The organism is Streptomyces sp. NPDC047453 (genome assembly GCF_040643155.1).
Taxonomy (GTDB): domain Bacteria; phylum Actinomycetota; class Actinomycetes; order Streptomycetales; family Streptomycetaceae; genus Streptomyces.
The window spans coordinates 192,829-216,775 of record NZ_JBEYTS010000002.1 but is presented as its reverse complement, the minus strand read 5'-3'; the positions used below and the strand labels follow the sequence as shown (position 1 = coordinate 216,775).

Annotated in this window: 19 protein-coding genes and 1 pseudogene; 11 read left to right on the top strand and 9 right to left on the bottom strand. The window is 71.8% G+C overall.

Going from position 1 to position 23,947, the window contains the following annotated elements; all coding sequences use genetic code 11:
* Positions 1 to 24 precede the first annotated feature (24 nt).
* The 5 genes from ABZ818_RS03340 to ABZ818_RS03320 all read right to left on the bottom strand — a co-directional run bounded on the left by ABZ818_RS03340 (position 25) and on the right by ABZ818_RS03320 (position 5,351).
* Entirely contained in the window at positions 25 to 1,467 is a 1,443-nt protein-coding gene (locus ABZ818_RS03340; RefSeq protein WP_361410036.1) for an aspartate ammonia-lyase, read from the bottom strand.
* Between the two features lie 300 nt (positions 1,468 to 1,767).
* Positions 1,768 to 2,916, bottom strand: a complete 1,149-nt coding sequence (locus tag ABZ818_RS03335) for a M20 family metallopeptidase (RefSeq protein ID WP_361410033.1) — start codon at positions 2,914 to 2,916, stop codon at positions 1,768 to 1,770.
* The gene (locus ABZ818_RS03330; protein ID WP_361410031.1) at positions 2,913 to 3,587 is read right to left on the bottom strand and encodes a DUF1028 domain-containing protein; all 675 of its coding nucleotides are present in this window, start codon (positions 3,585 to 3,587) and stop codon (positions 2,913 to 2,915) included. The genes ABZ818_RS03335 and ABZ818_RS03330 overlap by 4 nt, the downstream gene beginning before the upstream one ends.
* Positions 3,584 to 4,054, bottom strand: coding sequence for a RidA family protein (locus ABZ818_RS03325; RefSeq protein ID WP_361410029.1), 471 nt, complete (start codon positions 4,052 to 4,054; stop codon positions 3,584 to 3,586). Before ABZ818_RS03325 ends, ABZ818_RS03330 begins: the two co-directional genes overlap by 4 nt.
* A gap of 10 nt (positions 4,055 to 4,064) precedes the next feature.
* Positions 4,065 to 5,351 carry an NAD(P)/FAD-dependent oxidoreductase gene (locus ABZ818_RS03320; RefSeq protein WP_361410026.1) on the bottom strand — a complete coding sequence of 429 codons (1,287 nt, stop codon included), beginning with the start codon at positions 5,349 to 5,351 and terminating at the stop codon, positions 4,065 to 4,067.
* Positions 5,352 to 5,589: 238 nt separating this feature from the next.
* Here ABZ818_RS03320 and ABZ818_RS03315 point away from each other — a divergent pair, with 238 nt between their 5' ends.
* Positions 5,590 to 6,441: an NmrA/HSCARG family protein gene (locus ABZ818_RS03315; protein ID WP_361410023.1), complete on the top strand. Its 852-nt coding sequence runs from the start codon at positions 5,590 to 5,592 to the stop codon at positions 6,439 to 6,441.
* 135 nt (positions 6,442 to 6,576) lie between these two features.
* Here the strand turns inward: ABZ818_RS03315 and ABZ818_RS03310 are convergent, their stop codons facing one another.
* Positions 6,577 to 9,039, bottom strand: a complete 2,463-nt coding sequence (locus ABZ818_RS03310; RefSeq protein ID WP_361410021.1) for a beta-L-arabinofuranosidase domain-containing protein — start codon at positions 9,037 to 9,039, stop codon at positions 6,577 to 6,579.
* Positions 9,040 to 9,509: 470 nt separating this feature from the next.
* Between ABZ818_RS03310 and ABZ818_RS03305 the strand changes: the two genes are divergently transcribed.
* The 8 genes from ABZ818_RS03305 (at position 9,510) to ABZ818_RS03270 (ending at position 20,990) form a co-directional block, all read left to right on the top strand.
* Entirely contained in the window at positions 9,510 to 12,809 is a 3,300-nt protein-coding gene (locus tag ABZ818_RS03305; RefSeq protein ID WP_361410018.1) for a LamG-like jellyroll fold domain-containing protein, read from the top strand.
* Between the two features lie 247 nt (positions 12,810 to 13,056).
* Entirely contained in the window at positions 13,057 to 14,139 is a 1,083-nt protein-coding gene (locus tag ABZ818_RS03300; RefSeq protein ID WP_361410015.1) for an ABC transporter substrate-binding protein, read from the top strand.
* Between the two features lie 79 nt (positions 14,140 to 14,218).
* Positions 14,219 to 15,865, top strand: a complete 1,647-nt coding sequence (locus tag ABZ818_RS03295) for a sugar ABC transporter ATP-binding protein (RefSeq protein WP_361410012.1) — start codon at positions 14,219 to 14,221, stop codon at positions 15,863 to 15,865.
* Entirely contained in the window at positions 15,862 to 16,830 is a 969-nt protein-coding gene (locus ABZ818_RS03290; RefSeq protein WP_361410009.1) for an ABC transporter permease, read from the top strand. Before ABZ818_RS03295 ends, ABZ818_RS03290 begins: the two co-directional genes overlap by 4 nt.
* Positions 16,827 to 17,852 carry an ABC transporter permease gene (locus ABZ818_RS03285; protein WP_361410007.1) on the top strand — a complete coding sequence of 342 codons (1,026 nt, stop codon included), beginning with the start codon at positions 16,827 to 16,829 and terminating at the stop codon, positions 17,850 to 17,852. Before ABZ818_RS03290 ends, ABZ818_RS03285 begins: the two co-directional genes overlap by 4 nt.
* Before the next feature lie 63 nt (positions 17,853 to 17,915).
* Entirely contained in the window at positions 17,916 to 18,932 is a 1,017-nt protein-coding gene (locus tag ABZ818_RS03280; RefSeq protein WP_361410004.1) for a LacI family DNA-binding transcriptional regulator, read from the top strand.
* Positions 18,933 to 18,965: 33 nt separating this feature from the next.
* On the top strand, positions 18,966 to 20,057 hold the full coding sequence (locus ABZ818_RS03275; protein WP_361410001.1) for an aldose epimerase family protein: 1,092 nt from the start codon (positions 18,966 to 18,968) through the stop codon (positions 20,055 to 20,057).
* 18 nt (positions 20,058 to 20,075) lie between these two features.
* Positions 20,076 to 20,990: an RNA repair domain-containing protein gene (locus tag ABZ818_RS03270; protein WP_361409998.1), complete on the top strand. Its 915-nt coding sequence runs from the start codon at positions 20,076 to 20,078 to the stop codon at positions 20,988 to 20,990.
* A 210-nt stretch (positions 20,991 to 21,200) separates the two neighbouring features.
* Here the strand turns inward: ABZ818_RS03270 and ABZ818_RS03265 are convergent, their stop codons facing one another.
* From ABZ818_RS03265 to ABZ818_RS03255, 3 genes are all read right to left on the bottom strand, one after another.
* Positions 21,201 to 21,962, bottom strand: coding sequence for an alpha/beta fold hydrolase (locus tag ABZ818_RS03265; RefSeq protein ID WP_361409995.1), 762 nt, complete (start codon positions 21,960 to 21,962; stop codon positions 21,201 to 21,203).
* Between the two features lie 111 nt (positions 21,963 to 22,073).
* The gene (locus ABZ818_RS03260; RefSeq protein ID WP_361409992.1) at positions 22,074 to 22,280 is read right to left on the bottom strand and encodes a hypothetical protein; all 207 of its coding nucleotides are present in this window, start codon (positions 22,278 to 22,280) and stop codon (positions 22,074 to 22,076) included.
* Positions 22,281 to 22,419: 139 nt separating this feature from the next.
* On the bottom strand, positions 22,420 to 22,527 hold the full coding sequence (locus ABZ818_RS03255) for a KR domain-containing protein (RefSeq protein ID WP_361410481.1): 108 nt from the start codon (positions 22,525 to 22,527) through the stop codon (positions 22,420 to 22,422).
* Positions 22,528 to 22,639: 112 nt separating this feature from the next.
* Between ABZ818_RS03255 and ABZ818_RS03250 the strand changes: the two are divergent.
* A pseudogene (locus ABZ818_RS03250) lies at positions 22,640 to 23,476 on the top strand (ATP-binding cassette domain-containing protein); the annotation flags it as partial.
* 134 nt (positions 23,477 to 23,610) lie between these two features.
* Complete coding sequence (locus ABZ818_RS03245) at positions 23,611 to 23,784, top strand: hypothetical protein (protein ID WP_361409989.1); 174 nt, start codon at positions 23,611 to 23,613, stop codon at positions 23,782 to 23,784.
* The last annotated feature ends 163 nt before the right edge of the window (positions 23,785 to 23,947 follow it).

The following is a 23,947-nucleotide window of genomic DNA, read 5'->3' as shown; positions in this document are numbered from 1 at the left end:
GAAGTTGTGCGCCTGCCCGTGCCCTCAGAGGGCGGGCAGGCCGGTCAGGGAGGCGGGGCTGGTGAGTTCGCGGAGTTCCGCCTCGGTCAGCAGCTCGCGCTCGCGTATGAGGTCGAGTGCGGGTCTGCCGGTGTGGTGCGCCTCCAGCGCGAGGGCGCACGCGGTCTCGTAACCGAGTGCGGGGCTGAGCGCGGTGACCAGTCCGGTGGAGGCCGCGACGGTCTCCGCGAGCCGGTTCCGGTTGGCGGTGATGCCCCGTACGCAGTGTTCGGTGAGGACTTTGATGCCCGCGGTCAGGTGGTCGAGGCCGGCGCTCAGACTCCGGTGGATGACCGGTTCGAAGGCGTTGAGCTGGAGCTGGCCGCCCTCGGCGGCGAGGGTGACGGTCACGTCGTTGCCGATGACCTCGAACGCGATCTGGTTGACCGCCTCGGGGATCACCGGATTGACCTTGCCGGGCATGATGGACGATCCGGCCTGCCGTGCGGGGAGGTTGATCTCGCCGAACCCGGCCTGCGGTCCGGAGGACAGCAGACGCAGGTCGTTGCAGATCTTGGACAGTTTCACGGCGATGCGCTTGAGCACGCCGGACAGCTGGACGAAGACACCGACGTCCTGGGTGGCCTCGATGAGGTCGGGCGAGGACACCAGCGTCGGGATCCCCGTCAGCCGGCGCAGATGCTCCATCGCGCGCTCCCGGTAGCCCGGGCGGGCGTTGAGCCCGGTGCCGATCGCCGTGCCGCCGAGGTTGAGTTCGTGCAGCAGCAACCTGGCCTCGACGAGCCGCAGTTCGTCCTCGGCGAGGGTGGCGGCGAACGCCCCGAACTCCTGGCCCAGCGTCATGGGTACGGCGTCCTGGAGCTGGGTGCGGCCCATCTTCAGCACGTCGGCGAACTCGGCGGCCTTGGTCTCGAAGGCGTCGCGCAGGCCGGCCAGGGCGACGAGCAGTCCGGCGATGTGCGCGTCCAGCGCCAGCTTCACCGCGGTCGGATAGACGTCGTTGGTGCTCTGCCCGAGGTTGACGTGGTCGAGGGGGTGCAGGACCGCGTACTCCCCGCGGGAGCGTCCGAGCAGTTCCAGGGCGCGGTTGGCGATCACCTCGTTGGCGTTCATGTTGGTCGACGTGCCCGCGCCGCCCTGGATGAGGTCGACCACGAACTGGTCCCGCAGCGCGCCGTCACGGATCTCGGCGCAGGCGTCCGTGATCGCCGACGCGAGTGCGCCGTCCAGCGCGCCGACCTCGGCGTTGGCGCGGGCCGCGGCGTGCTTCACCGCCGCCAGGGCGCGGATCAGGTGCGGCCGGGCGGCGAGGGTCTCCCCGGTCAGGGGGAAGTTGGCCACCGCTCGGACGGTGTGCGCGCCGTAGTAGGCGTCCGCCGGCACGTCGACGTCGCCGAGCATGTCGTGCTCCGTCCGGTACCTGGTGTCCGCCGGGGCGGTGTGCCGGGAGCCTGGGGTCGGGGGCATCGGTGTCCTCCGGGTCGTCGGGGATCGAGCGGGCCGGTGAACGGCACGCTGAGCGTCGTGGGAAGGCGGTCCGGGGCAGGCGGACCGGGCGGCCGGCGGGCGGAGGTCACCGCGCCGGCCGCCGCGCCAAGGGCGCCGGCGCGGCACCGGGCGAGGCCGCGAGCGGCCGTCGGCGGCCGCGGTGGCCTCCGTCGAACCGGCCGAGGGTGAGCACTGCCGTGCCGGACCCGGGCGGAACGTCTCCCGGGTGCTTCCACGGCACGCGACCGGTCCGCGCGGCCATGGCGACGGCCGCCCCCGTCACGCCGCCGCTCCCCCGGCCGGGACGCTCCGGTCCACGCCGGTCCAGGCCAGTGCGATCGCCCCGTCGAGCAGGGCCCGCTGCGCCGCCGCACCCACGCAGTACGCGGCGAACTCGTGCTGGTGGTTGGTGGCGGGCAGGGATCCGATGCCGATGTAGGGGTGGATGGCCGGCACCACCTGCGAGACGTTGCCCATGTCGGTGGAGGCGCGGTTCATCCGCGCGGCCTGGCCGGGCGGCGCGAACTCCCGGCCCAGGGCAAGGGCGTTCGCACGGTAGTGCCCGAGGGCGGTCTCGTCCGTGCGGAACTCCGCGTACGGCTTGCTCTCCGGCTCGATCTCCAGGTCGCAGCCGGTAGCGAGGGCACCGGCCTCGAAGGCCCGCATGACCCGCGGCTCCAGCTCGGCCAGTTCGGCCAGTGTCTCCGCGCGTACGTACCAACGGCCGGTCGACCGCTCCGGGATGGCGTTCGGGGCGTCCCCGGCGTGGGTCACCACACCGTGCACCCTGGCCGAGCCCGGCAGTTGCTGGCGCAGCAGGCCGATCGCGACCTGGGCCACGGTGAAGGCGTCGGCCGCGTTGACCCCGGCCTCCGGGTAGGCCGCGGCGTGCGCGGACTTCCCGGCGTAGGAGATCCTGGAGTGGCTGACCGCGAACGGGCGGGCCTCGGCGACGTCGACGGGCGCCGGGTGCACCATCATCGCGAGGTCCACTCCGGCGAAGGCGCCCCGGTCGAGCATCTCGATCTTCCCGCCGCCGCCTTCCTCGGCCGGGGTGCCGTAGACCTCCACGGTGAGGCCGGCGTCGTCGGCGACGGCGGCCAGGCCGAGCGCGGCCCCCACCGAACTCGCGGCGATGAGGTTGTGCCCGCACGCGTGGCCGAGGCCCGGCAGCGCGTCGTACTCGGCGCACAGCGCGATCCGGACGGGCCCGCTGCCGAACCGGGCGAGGAACGCCGTCTCCAGGCCCAGGTAGGACGAGGTGACGTCGAATCCGGCGCGGCCCAGCAGTTCTGGTACGGCCGCCGCGGCCCGGTGTTCCTCCCAAGCGGTCTCCGGGTCGGCGTGCAGCCGCTCGGAGAGCCCGATCAGCTCCTCGGCCCGGCGGTCGACCGCCTGCCGGGCCGCCTCCTTCAGCGCGCTCGTCACAGGTCGCCCGGGACGCCGTAGGAAGGAGCGGCGGCGGGGTCGAGTCCACGCCGCACGTAGTCGTCCCGCTGCGGCAGCCAGACGTCGAGGAGTTCGCCGAGCCGGTCCACGGGATCCTCGGCCCAGTCCACCCGCAGGTCGGTCACCCGCCAGTCCACGTCCGCGACGACCGCCAGGCCCGCGGAGTACACCGGCCCCTCCTCGCCGCCGGCCGCGACGGCGGCCTTCAGGGCGGTGAGCAGACGCTCCTCGAGCTCCCCGCCGGCCGCGGTGTAGGCGTCGAGGAGAACGCCGGGGATGTGCTCGCCGGACAGCATGTTGCCGGCCGCCACCGCGCCGTCCGCGGTGGCCGAGGCGTGCTTGCCGAGGGTCTGCGAGCCACTGTGGGCGAACCCGGCACCGGAGCGGCTCAGCACGGTCAGCTGCCGGTACTCGATGGACTTCGCGTTCCGCGCCGCGCCGGTGACGTCGGCCAGGGCGCGCTCCGCGTCGCCGTGGTCGGCCAGCCCGTCCAGCAGGCTCGTGCCGAGCGTGGGGTCGGTGACGTTCTGCGAGGCCGCGGCGCCGACCCCGGGCCGCAGATGGACGACCCGGGCGGCGACCGCCGGACTCGACGAGCTGGCCACGATGCCGAACCGCTGACCGTCGCGTACCACCAGGGAGAAGGTCATGCCCGCGCCTCCTCGGGGATCACGGCGATCGCGTCGATCTCGCACAGCCACTCCGGGCGGGCCAGGGCGGAGACGACCAGGCCGGTGGAGATGGGGTGCACGCCCTTGGTCCAGCGGCCCACGGTGCGGTACACCGCCTCGCGGTAGCGCGGGTCGATCAGGTAGATGGTCAGCTTGACCAGGTGCTCCATCCGGCTGCCCGCTTCTTCGAGCAGCATCTCGATGTTGGCCATCGCCTGCTCGGCCTGGGCCTCGGCGTCACCGATGCCCACGGACTCGCTGGTGTCGAGGTTCTGGCCGATCTGGCCCCGGACGTACACCGTGTCGCCGGCGACGACGGCCTGGCAGAGGTCATTGTCGAGGCTCTGCTCGGGATAGGTGTCGCGCGTGTTGAACGGCCGGATCCGGGTGTGCCCGCCGGCGACGATCGGGGTCCGCGCCTGGCGGCCCTCGCTCGTGGAGGTCATCGTCCGCTCCTCAGTTCGTCAGGGCCGCCGGCGTGGCGCCGGGCCGGTCGGTGGTGCCGTACGCGTGGTAACCCCGCTGGGTCGCGATGTGGTCGGCGACGTATCTGGCGTCGTGCCACACGCCCCAGATGAAGCTCGATCCGCGGCGGGACAGCCAGGGCAGGCCCAGGAAGTAGACGCCGGGCTCGGAGGACACTCCTCGCCGCTGGTCCGGCCGGCCGTTCTCGTCGAACGCGTCGACCTCGAGCCAGCCGTAGTCGGTGGCGAAGCCCGTCGCCCAGACGATCGAGGTGACGCCGGCCCCGGCCAGGTCGAGCTCCAGGAGGGGACTGGTCACGCAGTCCGGGTCCGGTCCGAGGACGTGGGCCTCCGGCTCCTCGGGGAGGTCGAGCCCGTTGCGCTCGACGTACTCGTCGGCCGCCCGCAGGAACGCGAGGTACTTGTCGTCGCCGAGCGCGATGTTCGCGGCGAGATCCGGCGCGAAGCGCAGTACGCCGTCGTCACAGGAGGCGGTCAGGCCGACGAGCTCGATACCGGTGCCGGCCAGGGCGCGGAAGTCCACGGTGTGGCCGCCGCGGGCGCCGCTGACGGCGATGGTGACGTGTTCGGCACCTCGGGGAGGGGTCTCCGCGTCCCAGATTCCGAGCACACCGAGCCACCAGCAGAAGTCACGTCCGCGGTACTCGCGGGGAGGACGGTCGTGCGGGCCGACGGAGAGGAAGACCCGGCGGCCGGACCGGCGCAGCTCGTCGGCGATCTGGACCCCGGAGGAGCCGGCCCCGACCACGAGGACGGCGCCCTCGGGCAGTTGCTCCGGGTTGCGGTACCCACTGGAGTGGATCTGCGCGGGGACGGCGCCGTCCGGGACGATGGGCGGGATCACGGGCCGCTGGAACGGTCCGGTCGCGGCCACGACGAAGCGTGCGTCGATGGAGCCCTCCGACGTCTCGACCCGGAAGCCGGGCCGGCCGGTGTGCTTGCGCACCGAGGTCACCTCGACACCGCAGCGGACCGGGGCGCCGATCTTCTCGGCGTACGTGACGAAGTAGTCCGCGACCTGCTCCTTCGACGCGAAGGCGTCGGGGCCGACGTCGGGGAACTCCAGCCCCGGGAACCGGTCGTGCCACGCGGGCCCGTTGGCGACCAGGGAGTCCCACCGCTCCGAGCGCCACCGCTCGGCGATCCGGTGCCGCTCCAGGACGATGTGGGGTACGCCGTGGGCTCCCAGGTGCTCGCTCATCGCGACGCCCGCCTGGCCCGCCCCGACCACGACTACTTCAGTCTCTTCACTGGGCATTTCAGCCTCCACTCAGGCGGTAGTCCATCCCGGTGTCGCGTTGACCGTGCTACCGCACGAGACATCCTCGGGCGCACCCGGAAAGCTGTCGAACAGATGTTTCCGGTGTGATTGATCTGATTTCCAGATGCGATCAAGGGGCGTGACACTGGGCGTGTCGTGCGGGACGGATGGTTACCGTGGGGGTCGGCGCCGGCGATCCGTTGCCGCGTCCGCCCACACGGAAGGGAACCCCTCGATGGTCGATGAGCCGGTCTTGGTGCTGGCGGCAACCGGAGGACAGGGCAGGGCTGTTGCCGACGCGCTGCTGGGCCGCGGGGCCCGGGTCCGCGCGCTGGTGCGCGACCCCGCGCGGAAGGCGGCGCGGGAACTGGCCGACCGGGGTGTCGAAGTGATGGCGGGATCCCTGAGCGATCGCAGGTCGCTCGCCGCCGCGATGAGCGGGGTGGCGGGCGTCTTCGCGTTCACCACCCCCTTCGAGGCCGGCGTCGAGGCGGAGGTGGGCCAGGGACGGGCCATCCTGGCCGCCGCCGGGGAGGCGGGCGTGCCGCATCTCGTGTTCAGCTCGGTCGCCGGCGCCGACCAGGAAAGCGGGGTGCCGCACTTCGAGAGCAAGGCACGCATCGAGGCCGAACTGGCCGCCGGCGACGTGCCCCATACGATCCTGGGGCCGACGTATTTCTTCGACAACGCTCTCGGCGGAGCGGAGCGCGTCCTCGGCGGCGTTCTCGACCTGCCGCTGCCGCCCGACCGGCCGTTGCAGCAGCTTGCCCGCCCCGACCTCGGAGCGTTCGCGGCGGAAGTGCTGCTCAACCCCGCCCGCTACGTGGGGCAGCGCATCGAGTTGGCAAGCGACGCGCCCACTCCCGCGCAGATGGCGGCCGCGCTCGGCGCGGCGCTGGGACGGGAGGTCCGCCATGAGCAAGTGCCTTTGACGGCGGTCGCCAACCCGGACATGCACGCGATGTGGACGTTCCTGAACGGACCCGGCTACCGCGTCGACATCCCCGCACTGCACGCCGCCCACCCGGAGATCCCCTGGAGCGGCTTCGCCGACTGGGCGCACCGCACGTTCGCGACGGCCCGCTGAGGCAGCCGGTCCGCTGATCCAGCCCGTCAGGTCTTGCGGAGACCGAGGGGCGGGAACGTGGATGAACGGGGCAGGACGGAGGCGTCCTCGGGCGATCGTGCCGTCGCCGCCGCCGTCACCGCCCGGGCCGAGGCCTCACGAAAGCCGGACCCGCCAGGCCAGTACGCCACCGGAGACGCCGGGCCGCAGTCGCACGCGCAGGCGCAGTGCGGTGGCGGCCACCGGCTCGTAGGAGACGTGGTTGAACGTGTCGGTGGCCGTGCCGTACGCCGGGGCGCCGCTCACCGGCTGCCAGGCACCCGCGGGTGACCGGTACTCCAACTGCCAGGACTGCGGTACCCGGCAGGCGCCGTGGCCGGTGTCGTCGTACCAGTACACCGACATCCCGCTCGTGCGGACCGGCTCGGCGTACTCGTACCGCACCCACTCCTCCGTGCCGGTCCGGTCCCACCAGGTGAAGCGGGGTATGGACTGGTCGAAGGAGTCCGCGGGCTCGGCCACGGCGTTGATGATCAGGGCCTGGGGGCTGTCCACGCCGCTGAAGGACGCGGTGCAGTCGGCCCATTCGCTCGCCCGCCGCCCCGATCCCACCGTGGGAAAGGCGGTGATGCGCAGCCGCGCGGCGGCGGACGGGATCAGCGTGATGTGCTCGACCGGCTCGGTGGTGCGCACCGGGCTCTGCTGGAGCGGCGCCGCCACGTTCTGGTCGTCCGCCTGCCAGGCGGGGACACGCCGGGCCTTGGCCTTCATCCGGACGGGGGTTCCGGTGTGCGTGAACGGGTTGGCGGCACGGGCCCGGGTGCGCTCCAGGGTGAAGGAGCGGGCGGGGTCCTTCTCGTCCAGTGCCAGGGCGTAGTTCCACGGCGAGGCCGGACGCACCTCGTACTCGGGCCAGTCCGCGGTGCCGGCGAACCGCGTCCACGCCTCCTCGATCTGGAGGGAGTAGGTCAGCGGACCGTGGTCGACGGAGACCGAGTCGCGGTTCGCGCCCCAGGTGCGCACGGTGGTGCGCATGGGCAGGCGCAGCTCCACGGTGTCGCGGTGCTGCCAGGGGCGGTCAAGGACCAGGTACCCGCCGCTGCTGCGGGCCTGCGCGGGTCGGCCGTTCACCAGCACCGAGGGGGCCCGGCACCAGCCCGGCACGCGCAGGTACAGCGGGAAGCGCACCGTCCGGGGTGTGGACAGGGTGAACGCGACGGTCTCGCCGAAGGGGTAGTCGGTGCGTTCGGCGATGGTGACCGTGGTGCCGTCGGCGACCTCGGCGCGCACCGAGGACTCCGCGTACAGCGAGGCGCACAGGCCGCCGTCGGCGCTGGCCAGCCAGAGTTCCTCGGCGTAGTAGGGCCAGCCCATGCCGTAGTTGTGCGGGCAGCAGCGGTACTGGTGGATGCCGGGCATGTACGCCTGCATGGCGAAGCGGTTGTCGAACTGGCCATGTGACTTGGGGATGTCGTCGAGCTGGATGCCGTTGGCGGAGGTCGCGTAGTGGATGCCCCGCTGCAGCGGGTCGAGCGCGGCCGGCAGCATGTTCAGCGCCAGTTCCTCGCAGCGGTCGGCCCACACCGCGTCGCCGGTGATGCGGGTGAGCAGCTGATGGCTGTGCATGAACTCGACGATGCCGCAGGTCTCGAAGCCCTGGCGGGGATCGTGGTAGCCGCTGCGGGCGTTCTCGTCCCCGGCGAAGCCGCCGCCGGGGAACTGCCCGTATCGGCGCATCACGGTGTCGTAGACGCGGTAGGTCGCGTCGCGGAAGGCCGAGCCGCCGGCCAGAACGCCGTACTGGGCCGGTTCGCGGAACCCCTGGGCCAGGTTGACGTTGTGCCAGGTGGGGATCGTGGTGGTGTAGTCGGCGCTGTTGGCGTGGATCTTGTGCACCAGGTCCAGCAGCCAGGAGTCGCCGGTGCGGTTGTACAGCCAGTAGGCCGTGTCGATGGTGTCGCCGCAGCGGGCGGAGCCCCAGCCCTGCCCGAACAGTGCGGCCGGCTGCGTATCGAGGTACTTCAGCCACCCTCGCAGCGCCGGGACGACCCGGTCGTCGCCGCTGTACTCGTGCCAGGTGCGCAAGGCGTCCAGCACCGGCATGTACGGCCAGAAGTCCGGGCCGCCGCTGAGCGCCGTGCGCAGCGCGGACGGGCCGAAGAAGCCGTCCGGCTGCCGGGTGGCCAGGATGCGGTCGATCCAGGCGCGGGTCAGCTCCAGCGTCCTGGCGTCGCCGGTGACGTAGCCGAGGTCGCCGAAGCCGCGCAGCCAGTACGGCAGTTCCTCCCAGCCGTCTCGGTCGCGCACGGCCCAGCCGCTGGTGGCCGGGGACAGGTACTCGGAGATCTCCGGCAGGCGCCCGTTGAGGCCGTTGAGCTGGAGGTCGAGCTGTTCGCGCAGCCAGCCCTTGGGGGTGACGCTGCCCGGGGGAAGCCGCAGAAAGGGCTCCGGCCGCAACGGGGCCCGGTTGGCCGGGTATCGGCTGAGGGCGCGGGCGGGGCCGACCAGGCGCACCGGCGGCCGGGACGCGGCCGCCTGCGCGGGCAGACCCGCCGCTCCCGCCAGTGCGGCGCCACCGACGACGGCCAGTGAGCGGTTGAGGAACGCGCGACGTTCCATGGGGACGTCCTTCCTGAACTGCCGGAGGGGGACAGGGCCGTGGGACGACGAGGAGACCGCCGGCCGGCGACGGTCGTGCGGTCGTGGTGGGGGTGGTGGCCGGCGCGTGCGGACCGGCCGGCGGCGCTGTGCGGATGCGGCGTCAGCGCGCCTTATAACGTTGGAGAGACTGCCGCCGACAGGAATGACAGCACGCGCGAGCAGTCGTGTCCAGTCCTTGAACAGCCCGTGCTGGCCGCTGACTTGGAGGTCTTTCGGCCAGGGCCGTGCCCGTTCACATCAGTTGGGGTTCGGGGTCTGGACAGGGTTGTGAGAGCCCTGCTTTCATGCTGCCGCGCCGACTTTTCCAACGTTATACAAGAACGCTTCCGCTGCGCTTCCCACGGTGCTTCCCGCTGTGACGGGCGGCGCGAGCGTCTCCTTCGGCGCAGGTTCAGGCGTGGACAATTTCCGTTACGGAAAGGGTGAGCATGAGCCCAGGCAGACTCCGAATACCCTTCCTCGGCCGACTCGCTGCGTTGCTGCCACTGCTGCTGGGGGCCGCGTTGCTGGTCCCGGCCCAAGTGAGTGCCGCACCCGCCGCGGCGTCCCCTCCCTCCGCCGAGGCCGCCGACCTCGGCCTGCGAGGTGACTACTACCGGATGTCCAGCAGGACGGCGCTGGACTTCGCGTCGTACACCGGCACCCGGATCGACAACTCCCTCTACGTCGACGACCTGCTGCCCACGCTGCGCGCCTACGCCGGGACCACGGACAACGTCGCGGTGCGCTGGACGGGTCGGCTCCAGGTGCCCGCGGACGGCGTCTACACCTTCTACATCAAGGGCGACAACGGCTTCCGGATGTCCCTCGACGGGTCCAGTGTGATCGATCACTGGACCACCGACTGGGACGTCCAGACCACCTCCGAGGCGATCACCCTGACGGCGGGTCTGCACGACCTGGCAGTCGACTACAACCAGGGCAACGGCGGTGCCTACCTGCACACCGAGTGGTCGGGGCCGGGCTTCTCCCGGCAGCCGATCCCCGACTCGGCGCTGCACCTGCCGGCCGGTTTCGCCCCCGCCGACGCCAAGGGCACCGTCGCCACGACCGGGCGGACCGCCACGATCGAACTGCCCTCCGCCGTCAAGGCCGTTCCGGCCGACGCGGCCAAGCACCTCGCGGTGGTCTCCGCAGGCGCCCTCTGGTCCCCCACCGTGGCCAGGGATCCCAACAACGCCTCCAGGCTCCTGGTCACCCCCGGCAAGGACGACACCCCCGTCGCACTCCACGCCGACGTGCGGATCAGCTACGACGGCAAGGGCGGCATCACCACCGCCGACGGCGAACTCGGGCCCTTCTCCGTGGTGGCGCAGAACAACTCCACCTGGTACTTCGCCACCGAGTGGGCCAAGGACGTCTCCGCGGACAACGCCCTGCCCGAGTACCCGCGGCCGCAACTGACCCGCAAGAACTGGCAGAACCTCAACGGCACCTGGCAGTTCCAGGCCACCGAGCAGGACGCCGAGCTGCCCACCGGGAAGCTCACCGGGAAGATCCTGGTGCCGTACCCGATGGAGTCGGCCCTGTCCGGCGTGGCCAAACACCACGACTGGTCGCTGTACCAGCGCACCTTCACCGTGCCGAACGGCTGGAAGGTGGGATCGGGCAACCGGCTGCGGCTGAACTTCGGGGCGGTCGACCACGAAGCCTGGGTCTACGTCAACGGCAGGCAGGTCGCCCACCACACCGGCGGCTACGAGGAGTTCGGCGCCGACGTCACCGACGCGCTCAGCGGACGCGGGCAGCAGACCCTGCTGGTGAAGGTCAAGGACACCACGAACGACAAGTACGCCCTCGGTAAGCAGTCCACCAACCCGAGCGGCATCTGGTACACCCCGAGCTCCGGCATCTGGCAGACCGTCTGGATGGAGCCCGTTGCCGCGGCGAGCGTCGACTCACTGGTGCTCACCCCGGACCTGTCGGACAACTCGCTCTCCGTCACCGTGCGCCCCGCCGCCGGGACCGCCCCGACGGCGAAGGTCACCGCCACCGCCTACGCCGGCGACAAGCCCGTGGGATCGGTCACCGGCCGGGCCGGTACCGCGCTGCGCATCCCGATCAGCAAGCCGCGCCTGTGGAGCCCGGACGACCCGTACCTGTACGACCTCAAGGTGACCCTTGACGGCGGACGTTCCGGAAAGGACGAGGTCGGCTCCTACTTCGGCATGCGGTCGATCAAGGTCGCCCCGGTCGGCGGCGTCAACAAGATCGTGCTCAACGGGAAGCCCACCTTCGTGATGGCCACGCTGGACCAGGGTTTCTGGCCGGACGGCCTGTACACCGCGCCGTCCGACGAGGCCCTGAAGTACGACCTGGTGGAGCACAAGAAGCTCGGCTTCAACGCGGTGCGCAAGCACATCAAGGTGGAGCCGGCCCGCTGGTACTACTGGGCCGACCGGCTCGGTCTGATGGTGTGGCAGGACATGCCGAGCCGTATGACGGCGGCGGCCGGCACACCGGAGACCCAGACCTTCATCGACCAGGTGCACACCATCGTCGACCAGCACATCAGCAGCCCGTCGATCGTCATGTGGACCATGATGAACGAGGGCTGGGGCGAATGGAGCAAGGCGGCCACCGGTGAACTCGCGGAGGCGGTCAAGAAGCAGGACCCGTCCCGTCTCGTGGATGCCCACTCCGGAGTCAACTGCTGTGCCTCCAAGGGCGATTCGGGTCGAGGCGACATCATCGACTTCCACGACTACCACGGCCCGGCGAACCCCGCCCCCGACGCCACCCGGGCATCCGTCGACGGGGAGCACGGCGGCTACTCGTACCTCGTTCCGGGCCACATCCTGGGGACCGCCGGCGGTCAGGACTACGGTGACGCCGCCACCAGCACCGAGGAGCTGACCAAGGCATACGTGGAGAACACCAGGAAGCTGATCCAGCGCGCCTCCTGCGGGCTCTCCGGCTCGGTCTACACCCAGGTCACGGACGTGGAGGGCGAGCTCAACGGCCTGCTCACCTACGACCGCAAGGTGGTCAAGGTGCTCCCCGACCAGGTGCGGGAGATCAACCAGCAGGTCATCGCGGCGGGCTCCGCCGCGGGCGGGGTGAACGTCCCGCCGGGCACCCCGGGACCGGCCGGAGTGTCCTGGTGGCCGCTGCACCAGCAGTCCGGCACGGTCGCCCCGGACGTCGCCGGCGGGCACGACGGCACCCTCAAGGGCGGCGCGACCTGGACCTCCGGGCCGAACGGCGGCGCGCTGCAACTGGACGGCAAAACCGGTTACGTCGACGCCGGCGCGCCCGTCCTGGACACCGAGAAGGGCGACTATTCGGTGGCCGCCTGGGTCCGGCTGGACGACAAGGGGCACTTCAGCACCGCGGTGTCCATCGACGGCGACAGGAGCAGCGTCTTCTACCTGCAGTACTCCCAGGCCGACAAGCGGTTCGCGTTCAGCTTCTCCGGCGCCCGGGCGCTGGCGAACAGCATCGGTGAGCCGCAGGCCGGCAAGTGGTACCACCTGGTCGGCAGCTACAGCCACCGGGACGGGGCGCTGCGGATCTACGTGGACGGCACCGAGGCGGGCTCCACCCGCGCCTGCAACGGAGAGGTGCCCACCGGGAACCTGGTGATCGGCCGCGGCAAGTACAACGGCGGCCCGGTCGACCACTGGACCGGTGCGATCGCCGACGTCCACGCCTACGACCGCGCCCTGAGCGGGGCCGAGGCGGCCTCGCTGGCGGCGCACGAACCCACCGCACCCACCACGCGGTGACGACGGCGGGAGGCCCCCGGTCCACCCAGGGGGCCCCCGGCCCCACCCCCACCCCTGCCCCTGCCCCTGCCCCTGCCCCTGCCCCTGCCCCTGCCCCTGCCCCTGCCCCTGCCCCTGCCGAGAACGTGCGCGACGTCGTATTCGCACCGTGCGGCGCCCCTTCGGTGCCCCCTTCGGCGATCCGGACGACGTCGTCGACCTCGCCGTGACACAGCAGTCGCCCCACCACGCAAGGAGTGCAACGACCATGACCAGCCCTCGCAGATCCCGTCTCGTGGCCGCCGTCTGCCTCGCTGCCGCCGCGGCCCTCGCCGCCGGCTGCTCCAAGGAGGAGGGCAGCGGCACGGCCTCCTCCGACACCAGCCAGGGCGCCCAGGTGGTGCAGTCGCCGTCCGCCGACTCCTCGGGATCGGGCTGCGCCCTGGAGGCCTACGGCGCCACCAAGATCGACCTGAAGAACGCGGTCGTCGGCTTCTCGCAGTCCGAGAAGGAGGCCAACCCCTTCCGGATCGCCGAGACCCAGTCCATCAAGGACGAGGCCGCCAAACTGGGCGTCAAGAAGCTGCTCACCACCAACGCCCAGTCCCAACTGTCCAAGCAGATCAGCGACATCAAGGACATGCTGGCCCAGGGCGCGCAACTGCTGATCGTGGCGCCGCTGAACTCCGACGGCCTGGAGCCGGCGCTCCAGGCCGCCGCGGCCAAGCACGTGCCCGTGATCACCGTCGACCGCAAGCTCAACGCCACCGCCTGCAAGGACTATGTGGCCTTCCTCGGCTCGGACTTCGTCGAGCAGGGCAAGCGGGCGGCGGACGCGATGATCCAGGTGACCGGCGGCAAGGGGAAGGTCGCGATCCTGCTGGGCTCGTCCGGGAACAACGTCACCACCGACCGCACCAAGGGCTTCGTCGACCAGATCAAGGCCAAGGCCCCGGGCCTCGAGATCGTGGCCCAGCAGACCGGCGAGTTCGCCCGCGACAAGGGCCAGCAGGTGATGGAGCAGCTGATCCAGTCCAAGCCGGACATCACCGCCGTGTACGCGGAGAACGACGAGATGGGCCTGGGCGCCGTCACCGCCCTCAAGGGAGCCGGCAAGAAGCCCGGCAAGGACGTCAAGATCATCTCCATCGACGGCACCCGCAACGCGGTGCAGGCCCTGGCCGACGGCCAGTACAACGGGGTGATCGAGTCCAACCCCCGGTTCGGCCCGCTGGCCTTCGAAACCGCGCAGAAGTTCTTCGCCGGCGAGTCCATCCCGGAGAACGTGATCATCTCCGACCGCGCCTACGACGCGTCCAACGCCAAGGACTCCCTGTCCGGAGCCTACTGAGACGCCCTCGGGCCACCCGGGCCGCCCCGGACCGGGCGGCCCGCTCCCCGCTGACCGACCGACGGAAGGCCTGACCCTCATGGCACCCCCAGAAGCGGCTGTCGCCGCACCGCACCCGGACGCGGACGGCGCCGCGCCACCGGCGGTGCTGGAAGCCGTCGGCGTCGGCAAACGCTTCGCCGGCGTGGTGGCACTCGACGACGTCTCCCTGACGCTGCGCCGCGGTGAGATCCACGCCCTGGTCGGCGAGAACGGCGCCGGCAAGTCCACGCTGATCAAGGTGCTCACCGGCGTGCACCGCCCCGACACCGGGGAGCTGCGCCTGGGCGGGCGGCCGGTCTCGTTCGCCCGGCCGCACGAAGCGCAGCAGGCCGGCGTCTCGACCATCTACCAGGAGGTCAACCTCGTCCCGATGATGAGCGTGGCGCGGAACATCTTCCTGGGCCGCGAGCCCAAGAACCGCCTGCGCCTGATCGACTTTCCCCGGATGCACCGAGAGGCGGCCGAACTGCTGGCCGGCTTCGGAGTCACGGCCAATGTGCGCCGCCCCCTGAACACCCTGGGCGTGGGCACCCAGCAGATGGTGGCACTGGCACGGGCCGTCTCGGTGCGGGCCCGGGTGGTGGTGATGGACGAGCCGACCTCCGCGCTGGAGCCGCGCGAGGTGGAGACGCTCTTCCGGGTCATCGAGGAGCTGCACAGCCGGGACATCGCCATCCTCTACGTCAGTCACCGGATGGATGAGCTGTACCGCATCTGCGACCGGGTCACCGTGCTCCGCGACGGGCGGCTGGTGCACACCGGCGCCCTCGCGGACCTGGACCGGATGCAGTTGGTCTCGATGATGCTCGGCCGGGAGGTCGCCGAGGTCCGCCGGCACGGCGTCACCGGCTTCGGCGCCGCTCACGACGCCGCCCGAGAACCGGTGCTCACCGCCGAGAAGCTGAGCCGCCGTCATCTGCTCGGCGAGGTGTCCCTGGAGTTGCGTCCGGGGGAGGTTCTGGGTCTGGGCGGCCTGCTGGGTTCCGGACGTACCGAGACAGCGAAGGCCCTGGTCGGTGCGCTGCCGCTGGACTCCGGCACGGTCTCGGTGGCGGGCAGACCGCTGCGCCGTCTCTCTCCCGCCGCGGCGATCCGGGCCGGCATCAGCCTGCTCTCCGAGGACCGCAAGGCCGAAGGCATCGTGCCGGGCCTGTCGGTGCGGGAGAACATCGTCCTGGCCGCCATGCCCCGCCTCTCCCGTGCCGGTGTCGTCTCCCGCAGGCAACAGGACCGCATCGTCGAGATCTTCATGAAGCGGCTGCGGATCAAGGCGGCCGGCCCCGAGCAGAAGGTCGAGGAGCTCTCCGGCGGCAATCAGCAGAAGGTGCTGCTGGCGCGCTGGCTCTGCCTGGAGCCCAGGGTGCTGCTGCTGGACGAGCCCACCCGCGGGATCGACGTCGGCGCCAAGGCCGAGGTGCAGGCCCTCATCGACGAACTGGCGCAGGAGGGGCTGGCGGTGCTGCTGATCTCCTCCGACGTCGAGGAGTTGGTGGAGGGCGCGGACCGGCTGGTGGTCCTGCGCGGCGGCGCGGTGGCCGGTGAGCTGGCCGGCGACCTGGTCGGCGAGCCCGAACTGCTGGACATGCTGGCCGCGCACACGCCCGAGCCCGCTGCCGAGGCGCCGCCCGCAGCGTCACCAACAGCGCCGCACACCCCGCCGCACACGGACAAGGAGCAGGAATGACCCAGTTGTCGCCGGCACTGGGACGGAGCGCGGTGCGGCTCGCCGCACCGGCCTGGTTCCAGAAGTACGGCGTCTACACGGCGGTGTTGGTGCTGCTCGCCTTCAACGCCGCGTTCACCGAGCACTTCCTGACCGTCGCCAATCTGCGGACCCAGCTGGTGCAGGTCTCCCCGGTCGTCATCGTGGCGCTCGGCATGGCGCTGGTCATCGGCACCGAGGGCGTGGATCTGTCGGTGGGGTCCACGATGGCGCTGGCCGCCGCGCTGCTGCCGCTCTACCTCGGCTACGGTCTGGTTCCGGCGCTGCTCGTGGCGCTGGTGGCCGGGGTCGTCGTGGGCGCGGTCAACGGCACCCTGGTCGCGGTGGTGGGCCTGCAACCCATCGTGGCCACCCTGGCCCTGTTCGTCGGAGGCCGGGGACTGGCCCTGGTGACGGCCGACGGGCAGCTCAAGCAGATCGTCAACCCGGACCTGCTGGCGCTCGGCAGCGGAGAGGTGCTGGGCATCCCCGTGGTGGTACTGACCGCGGGCGTCCTGGCACTGGCGGTGGCCGGTGTCGTGCACCGCACCACCTTCGGTCGGCAACTGGTCGCGGTGGGCGGCAACCGGGCCGCCGCCGGACTCGCCGGACTGCCGGTCAAGCGGGTCCTGATCGGCGTCTACGTGCTGTGCGGCATCCTCGCGGCGCTCGCCGGCGTGCTGGCCACCGCCCGGCTGACCGCCAGCGACCCCTCCGCGCTCGGCAACCTCATGGAGCTGTCCGCGATCACCGCGGTGGTGGTCGGCGGCACGCCGTTGACCGGCGGCTCGGTACGGGTGCTGGGCACCGTCACCGGCGCGCTGCTGATGCAGCTGCTGCGGGCCACCCTGGTCAAGCACGATCTGCCGGACTCCACCGCGCAGATCGCCCAGGCCGCCATCATCCTCGTCGCCGTCTACGTCGCCCGGGAGCGCAGGTCCCGATGAAGTCACTCACCACCCCCCGGCAACTGTCGGCCGCCCTCCGTCCGACGGCGGCGTCCCCCTCCCCCACCGCCGGCCAGGAGCGGATCACGTCGCTCCTCCAGCGGCACGGCGCCCTCGCCGTCCTGGTGGCGGTCGTCCTCGTCTCCTCGTTCGTCTTCCCGTCCTTCGGCACACTCGACAACGCCCAGAACATCGCCGTACAGGCGTCCTTCATCGCCGTCGTCGCCCTGGGCATGACGCTGGTGATCATCACCGGCGGCATCGACCTCTCGGTCGGATCGGTGTTCGCGCTCGGCGGCGTGCTGGCCGCCTGGGCCTCGCAGTACGGTCTCTGGGCCGCACTACTGCTGCCGCTGGCCGTCTGCGGGGCGATCGGCACACTCAACGGGCTGCTGATCGCACGGGCCGGCATGGCCCCCTTCATCGTCACCCTGGCCACCCTGCTGGGGGCCCGCGGCCTGCTGCTCGCCCTCACCCACGAGGGCGCCACCACCTACCTCGTACCGCGGGGCTCGGCCTTCGCCGAACTCGGCCAGGGGACGGTGGGCGGCTTCGGGTATCCGGTGCTCATCGCGCTGGCCCTGTTCGCCGCGGGCGGGACGGTGTTGCAGCGCACCTCGTTCGGCCAGTCGCTGTTCGCGGTGGGCGGCAGCGCCGACGCCGCGACCCTGATGGGGCTGCCGGTGGCCCGCACCCGGGTCCTGGTCTACATGCTCAGCGGGCTGCTCGCCGGGTTCGCCGGCGCGCTCAACGCCGCCCGGCTCTCCTCCGGAGTGACGATCATCGGCGTGGGCATGGAGCTGGACGCCATCGCCGCGGTGGTCATCGGCGGCACCCTGCTGATCGGAGGCGCCGGCTCGGTGAGCGGCACCCTGTGGGGAGTGCTGCTGCTCGCGGTCATCCAGAATCTGATCAACCAGATAGGCTCGCTCAATTCGTCCTACCAGTCCGTGGTCAGCGGCGGCTTCCTCATCGTGGTGGTCGTGGCCCAGCGGTACCTAGCGCGGGCACGCCGCACCTGATGACAGACGCCGTGCCGCAGGACCGTCGCAGTCCTGCGCTCGGCCCGACAAGGAGGGAACGCCGTGGGCGTCAGCCTCAAAGACGTGGCGCTGCGAGCGGGAGTGTCCATCAAGACCGTCTCGAACGTCGTCAACGACTATCCGCACGTCACCCCGGCCATGCGGGCCCGGGTGCAACAGGCGATCGACGAACTCGGCTACCGCCCCAATCTCACCGCGCGCCACCTGCGCAAGGGCCGCACCGGGATCATCGCGCTGGCCGTACCCGAACTCGGCAACCCGTACTTCGCCGAACTGGCCAGCGCGGTCATCGACGCCGCGGCCCGCCACCACTACACCGTGCTCCTCGACCACACCGCCGGCATGCGGGAGAAGGAGATGCTCGTCTGCCAGGGGTTCCGGACCCATGTGATCGACGGCTTGATCCTCTCCCCGATCGAGCTGGAGAACCAGGACCTGCGCGGCCGCACCGACACATCGCCGCTGGTGCTGCTCGGCGAGCGGGAGTACGACGCCCCCTACGACCACATCGCGATCGACAACGTCGCCGCGGCGCGCAGCGCGGTCCGCCATCTGGTGGGGATGGGGCGGCAGCGGATCGCTTTCCTCGGCGCACGGGCCGAGAGCGCACGGCAGCCCGCCCACCTGCGCCTCCAGGGGTGGCGGGAGGAGCTGGCCGCGTCCGGGCTGCCGCACGACGACTCGCTGGTGGCCCCCACCGACGGCTACGGCCGGGCGGACGGCGCGCAGGCCATGACCGCCCTGCTGGACCGCGGAGTGCGGCCCGACGCGGTCTTCGCCTACAACGACCTCCAGGCGATCGGCGCCATGAGGGTGCTCGGCGAGCGCGGGCTGCGCATCCCGCAGGACGTCGCGGTGGTGGGGTTCGACGACATCGAGGAGGGCCGCTTCGGGGCGATCACGCTGACCACCGTCTCCCCCGACAAGCAGGCCATCGCCCGGCAGGCCGTCGGCTGCGTCATCTCGCGGCTGACCGGCTCCGCCGACGGCGAGCCGCGCCGGATGCGGCCGGGCCACGACCTGGTGGTACGCGAATCCACCCTGGGCCGCCACCGCTGAAGCGGCCCGCCACCTCCCTTCCCGAGGACCTCCATGCCCCGACCCGCCCTGCGCTGCTCCCCCTTCGGCACCACGCCCGACGGCACTCCGGTGGAACGCTGGCACCTCGACTCCGGCTGCGGCGTGCGCGCCGAGGTGCTCACCTACGGCGGCATCCTGCACGCCCTGGAGGTGCCGGACCGCAACGGAGCCGCACGCTCGGTCGTCCTGTCCCTGACCGGCACCGAGGACTACGCCGGCCCGAGCCCGTACCTGGGGGCTCTGGTGGGGCGGTACGCCAACCGGATCGCCGGCGGCCGCTTCACCCTGGACGGCCGGGCGCACCAGGTGCCGGTGAACGACCGGGGCCACGCCCTGCACGGCGGCCCGGACGGCTTCGACCGGCGGATCTGGGCAGCCGCGCCCGAGCTGGACGACGACCGCGCGGGGGTACGCCTCACGCTGCGCAGCCCCGACGGCGACATGGGCTTCCCCGGAACACTGGACGTCACGGCCACCTATGTCCTCGACACCCGAGGAACGCTGGCGCTGGACTACCGGGCCGTCACCGACCGGCCCACCGTCGTCAGCCTCACCAACCACGCCTACTTCAACCTGTCGGATGCCGGCACGGTGGCCGACCACATGCTCCTGCTGGACGCGGACCGCTACCTGCCGCTGTCCGACGAAGGCATCCCGTACGGGCCCAGCGCGGCGACATCCGGCACCCCCTTCGACTTCACCCGCGCGCACCGCATCGGCGCCCGCCTGCACGACCCCGACCCGCAGTTGCGGGCGGCGGGCGGCTACGACCACTGCTGGGTGCTGCGCCCGCCCTCGGACGGGTCGGCCCTGCGGCGTGCGGCCCGGCTGGAGGATCCGGGGAGCGGGCGGGCCATGGAGGTCTGGACCACCGAACCGGGCCTCCAGGTGTACACCGGCAACCAACTCGACGGGACGCTCAAGGACGCGACGGGCCGCCGCCACGAGCGATACGCGGCCGTCTGCCTGGAGACCCAGCACCTGCCCGACTCGCCCAACCACCCGGAGTACCCGAGCACGGTGCTGCGCCCGGGCTCCGCCCTGACGAGCCGCACCGAGTACCGGCTCGTCCCGGGCGGCACCCTGGAGGAAGAGAGGGTGTGACGGCGGAGAGGAGAGGTGATGCGAACCAGCGACGAGATCTATCACCAGGTCCGCTGGGACCCGCGGTTCGACCCGTCCCGGTTCGTGCTGGGGATCAGCCTGCGCGGGGACGGCGTCGAACGCGTCCCGCTGTCATCCTTCGTGCCCGGGGGCGACATCCCGTGGCACCGGGTGGTGTTCATCGAGGCGGACGGCGAGGTGGTCTGGGACCGGTCCACGGGCGTGGACCGCGTCGACGCGTCGGGCGCCGGCCGGGTACGGGCCCCGCAAGCGGACCCGGGCTTCGACGCGACCTCCGGCAGCGGCGAGCCCGTCGGTGTCCTCGACGTGTCCCCGACGGCCCGCACGGCGGTGGCCTGGATCCCGCCCGCGGAGCTGTGGCCGGCGGTCCAGGACATCCGCCGGGATTACGATCCGCAGATCCACCGGTGGCCGCCGCACGTCAACGTGCTCTACGGCTTCGTACCGGAGTCCGACTTCGAGCGGGCGGCCCCGCTGCTCGCCGCGGCGACGGCCGCGACGCCGGTCTTCACCGCCCGGCTGGACGGGGTGCGCACCTTCCGGCACAAGGCGTACTTCACCGTATGGCTCGACCCGACGGCAGCCGGCGAGACGCCGTGGGCGGACCTGCACCGGGCACTGACCCGGCGGTTCCCGCGCTGCCGTGGGCCCGCCAAGGACTTCACCCCGCATCTGTCCCTGGGCCGAACCCGGGATCCCCGGCAAGTCACCGCCGACTGCGCCACCCGGCTCGACCCCATGACGGCGACGGTCTGGGAACTCGTCCTGCTCTCCCGCAGGGGCGACGGACCGATGCGGCCACGGGCCACGCTCGCCCTGCGCACCGGCGAGCTCCGCCGACTGCCCACCCCCGACCCCGAAGCACCGGGCCCGGAGGACACGGCATGGCTCTCCACGATCACCGACAGGTGAGGCGACTTGTGGCCGATCCCGCGCGACACCTGGTGACAAGCGCCACCCGATGAGCCCAACCTGGCAAGAGCACCTCGACCCACCGCAGGCCGCGGCCCCTACCGGGCCTGTTTCCGAAGCTCCCTCGCCGGACGCGTACAGCCCCAGCCCTCCGGAGGTCGTCCGTTCCGCCCGTCGCCCGTGGCCGGACGAGGGGCGGAACGGCGGACGTCAACCCTGCCCGGTGAGGTGCTTCCTGAGGGAGGCGATGACCGCGGGGGCCTCCGCCGTCAGGTAGAAGTGGCCACCGGGGTAGACCTGGAGGTCGAAGTCGCCGGTGGTGTGGCCGCGCCAGGCCTCGGCCTCGGCCATCGACGTCTTGGGGTCGCTGTCACCGGTGAGGACGGTGATCGGGGAGCGGACGGTGACGTCGGAGGCGCACCGATAGGTCTCGATCGCCTCGTAGTCGCTGCGGATGGCGGGGAGGATCATGCGCAGGATCTCCTCGTCGCCGAGCAGCGCGGTGTCGGTGCCGGCGAGGAGCTTCAGCTCCCGCACGATGCCCTCGTCGGAGAGGCGGTGCACCTCCTCGTCGCGGACCGTCGACGGCGCGCGTCGCCCGGACGCGAACAACCGCACGAGCTCACCGCCGTCGGCCTCCAGCCGCCGGGCCACCTCGAAGGCCAGGGTGGCGCCCATGCTGTGCCCGAAGAACGTGGTCGGCCGCGCCTTGAGGGCGGGGCCGAGGGCGTCGTAGAGCTGGTCGGCGAGGGTGGCGATGTCCGTGGGCGACACTTCCTTGCGCCGGTCCTGCCGTCCCGGGTACTGCACCGCGAAGACCTCGGCCACGGAGGACAGTTGGGCGGACACGGGGAAGTAGAAGGACGCCGAGCCGCCCGCGTGCGGGAAGCAGTAGAGCTGAGCGGAGCGGGACGGGGCCGGGTGGAGGCACCGGGCCCAGAGACTCTCCTCGGTGGACGTGCGAGTTGTCACGCTTCCTTGGACCTTTCATGAGCGCCGGCATGGTGCCGGGGGTGGCATACGGCGGGTTTCGGCGTGTACGGGGTGGAGACGCGGCAGGTCCCCGCGGGCCGCCGGGGCGGGTCAGTTCAGACCGAGTTCGTCGTCGAGGAGCGCGAACATGTCCTCGTCGGACGCTCCGTCCAGGTCGTCCTTCGAGGAGTCCTCGCCGGGCGTGTTCGTGCGGCCCAGCTCGGCCCACTTGGTCCTGAGGACCTCGATCCGGCCGTCCGCGGGCCCGCAGTACGGCGAGGTCCAGCCGGACCGGCAATGCCAGCGCCCGGTCGCCACGGTGCCGGAGCGCAGTTCGCGTCCGGCGCGATCGAGCCCGTGATGATGTTCGTCGCCAACCTCGGCTATGTCGCGGTCGCCGTCGTCGGCGCCTGGAAGGTCGTGGACGGCTCGCTGACACTGGGCGACGTGCAGGCGTTCATCCGAGGCCGCTGCGGCTGGCGAGGAGGAGGCTCCGTACGCCGTGCGTGGCCACCAGGTGCCGGGCGAGGAGCCGGCCGAGACCGCCGGTGCCGCCGGTGACCAGGACGGTCCCGGGTGCCCAGTCCGGCGAGCTGCCGGGTGAGCTTGTCCGCGGACGGCACCGCGCTCTGGGCCGCGGCCCGCCGCGCGGGCACCCGGATCAGGCCGCGCAGCTGGCCTCCGCGCCGCGGGTGTTCACGCTGCTCGACGCGCCGGAGCAGGATCCCGAACCGCGCAGCCCGCTCGCTCCGGAACGCGCCGGGGGCCGGGTGGAGTTCCAGGACGTGTCGTTCCGCTACTCCCCCGACGTGCCGCTCATCGAGGGGCTGTCCCTGTCCGTGGAACCCGGCAGCACGGTGGCGATCGTCGGCCAGAGCGGCGCCGGCAAGACCACGGTCGCCAACCTGCTGATGCGCTTCTACGAGATCGACTCGGGCCGCATCCTCCTGGACGGCACCGACATCGCCGCCATGAACCGCGACGACCTGCGCTCCCGCTTCGGCCTCGTCCTCCAGGACACCTGGCTGTTCAAGGGAACGATCGCCGAGAACATCGCCTACGGGTCCCCGGGCGCGACCCGCGCGGACGTCGTGGAGGCGGCCCGCGCGACCTGCGCCGACCGCTTCATCCGCACCCTGTCGCAGGGGTACGACACTGTCCTGGACGACGAGTCCGGCGGTGTCAGCGCCGGGGAGAAGCAGCTGATCACGGTCGCGAGGGCGTTCCTCGCCCGGCCCGCCGTGCTCATCCTGGACGAGGCGACCAGCTCCGTGGACACCCGCACCGAACTGCTGATCCAGCGGGCCATGAACACCCTGCGGGCGGGCCGGACGAGTTTCGTGATCGCGCACCGCCTGTCCACCATCCGGGACGCCGACGTCATCGTCGTGATGGAGTCCGGCCGGATCGTCGAGCAGGGGACCCACGACCAGCTCATCGACGCGCGGGGCCCCTACGCCCGCCTGCACGCCGCCCGCGCCACCGCCCCCACCGCCGACGCGACGACCGGCTGACCGGCTGACCGGCTGACCGGCGGAACACGACGGGGAGTTGACGGCGTGCGTATGGTGGAGAGGAAACGCATCAACGCCCGCCCCGGGCCCTGTGATCCGGGCGAGCCGAACGGGGGAAGAAAGGTGCGTGCCCGATGACGATCGGGCTCCTCTCCACGATGGCCACCGTGTTCTACGGGGGCACGGTCTCGATCCTCGCTCTGACCGCGACCTTCGCCCGACGCCGCACGCTGCGGCGGGAAGCGCGCAGCACCCTTGCCGTCCTGGTGCCGGGGAGGGCGGTGCAGTCGCAGCAGGGGGCCGAGTAGTCGCCGCCGGCCGTCGTCCACGGGGGTGACCCGCTGATCTCGGCCGAGCGGGACGGGTTCGAGCGGGACGCGTTGAAGCAACTCACCGGTGGCGGTCGCGGTCGCCGCTGCCGCCACCGGTGAACGGACCTGCGGACCTCACAGCCCCGGGAACCGCCGCCTG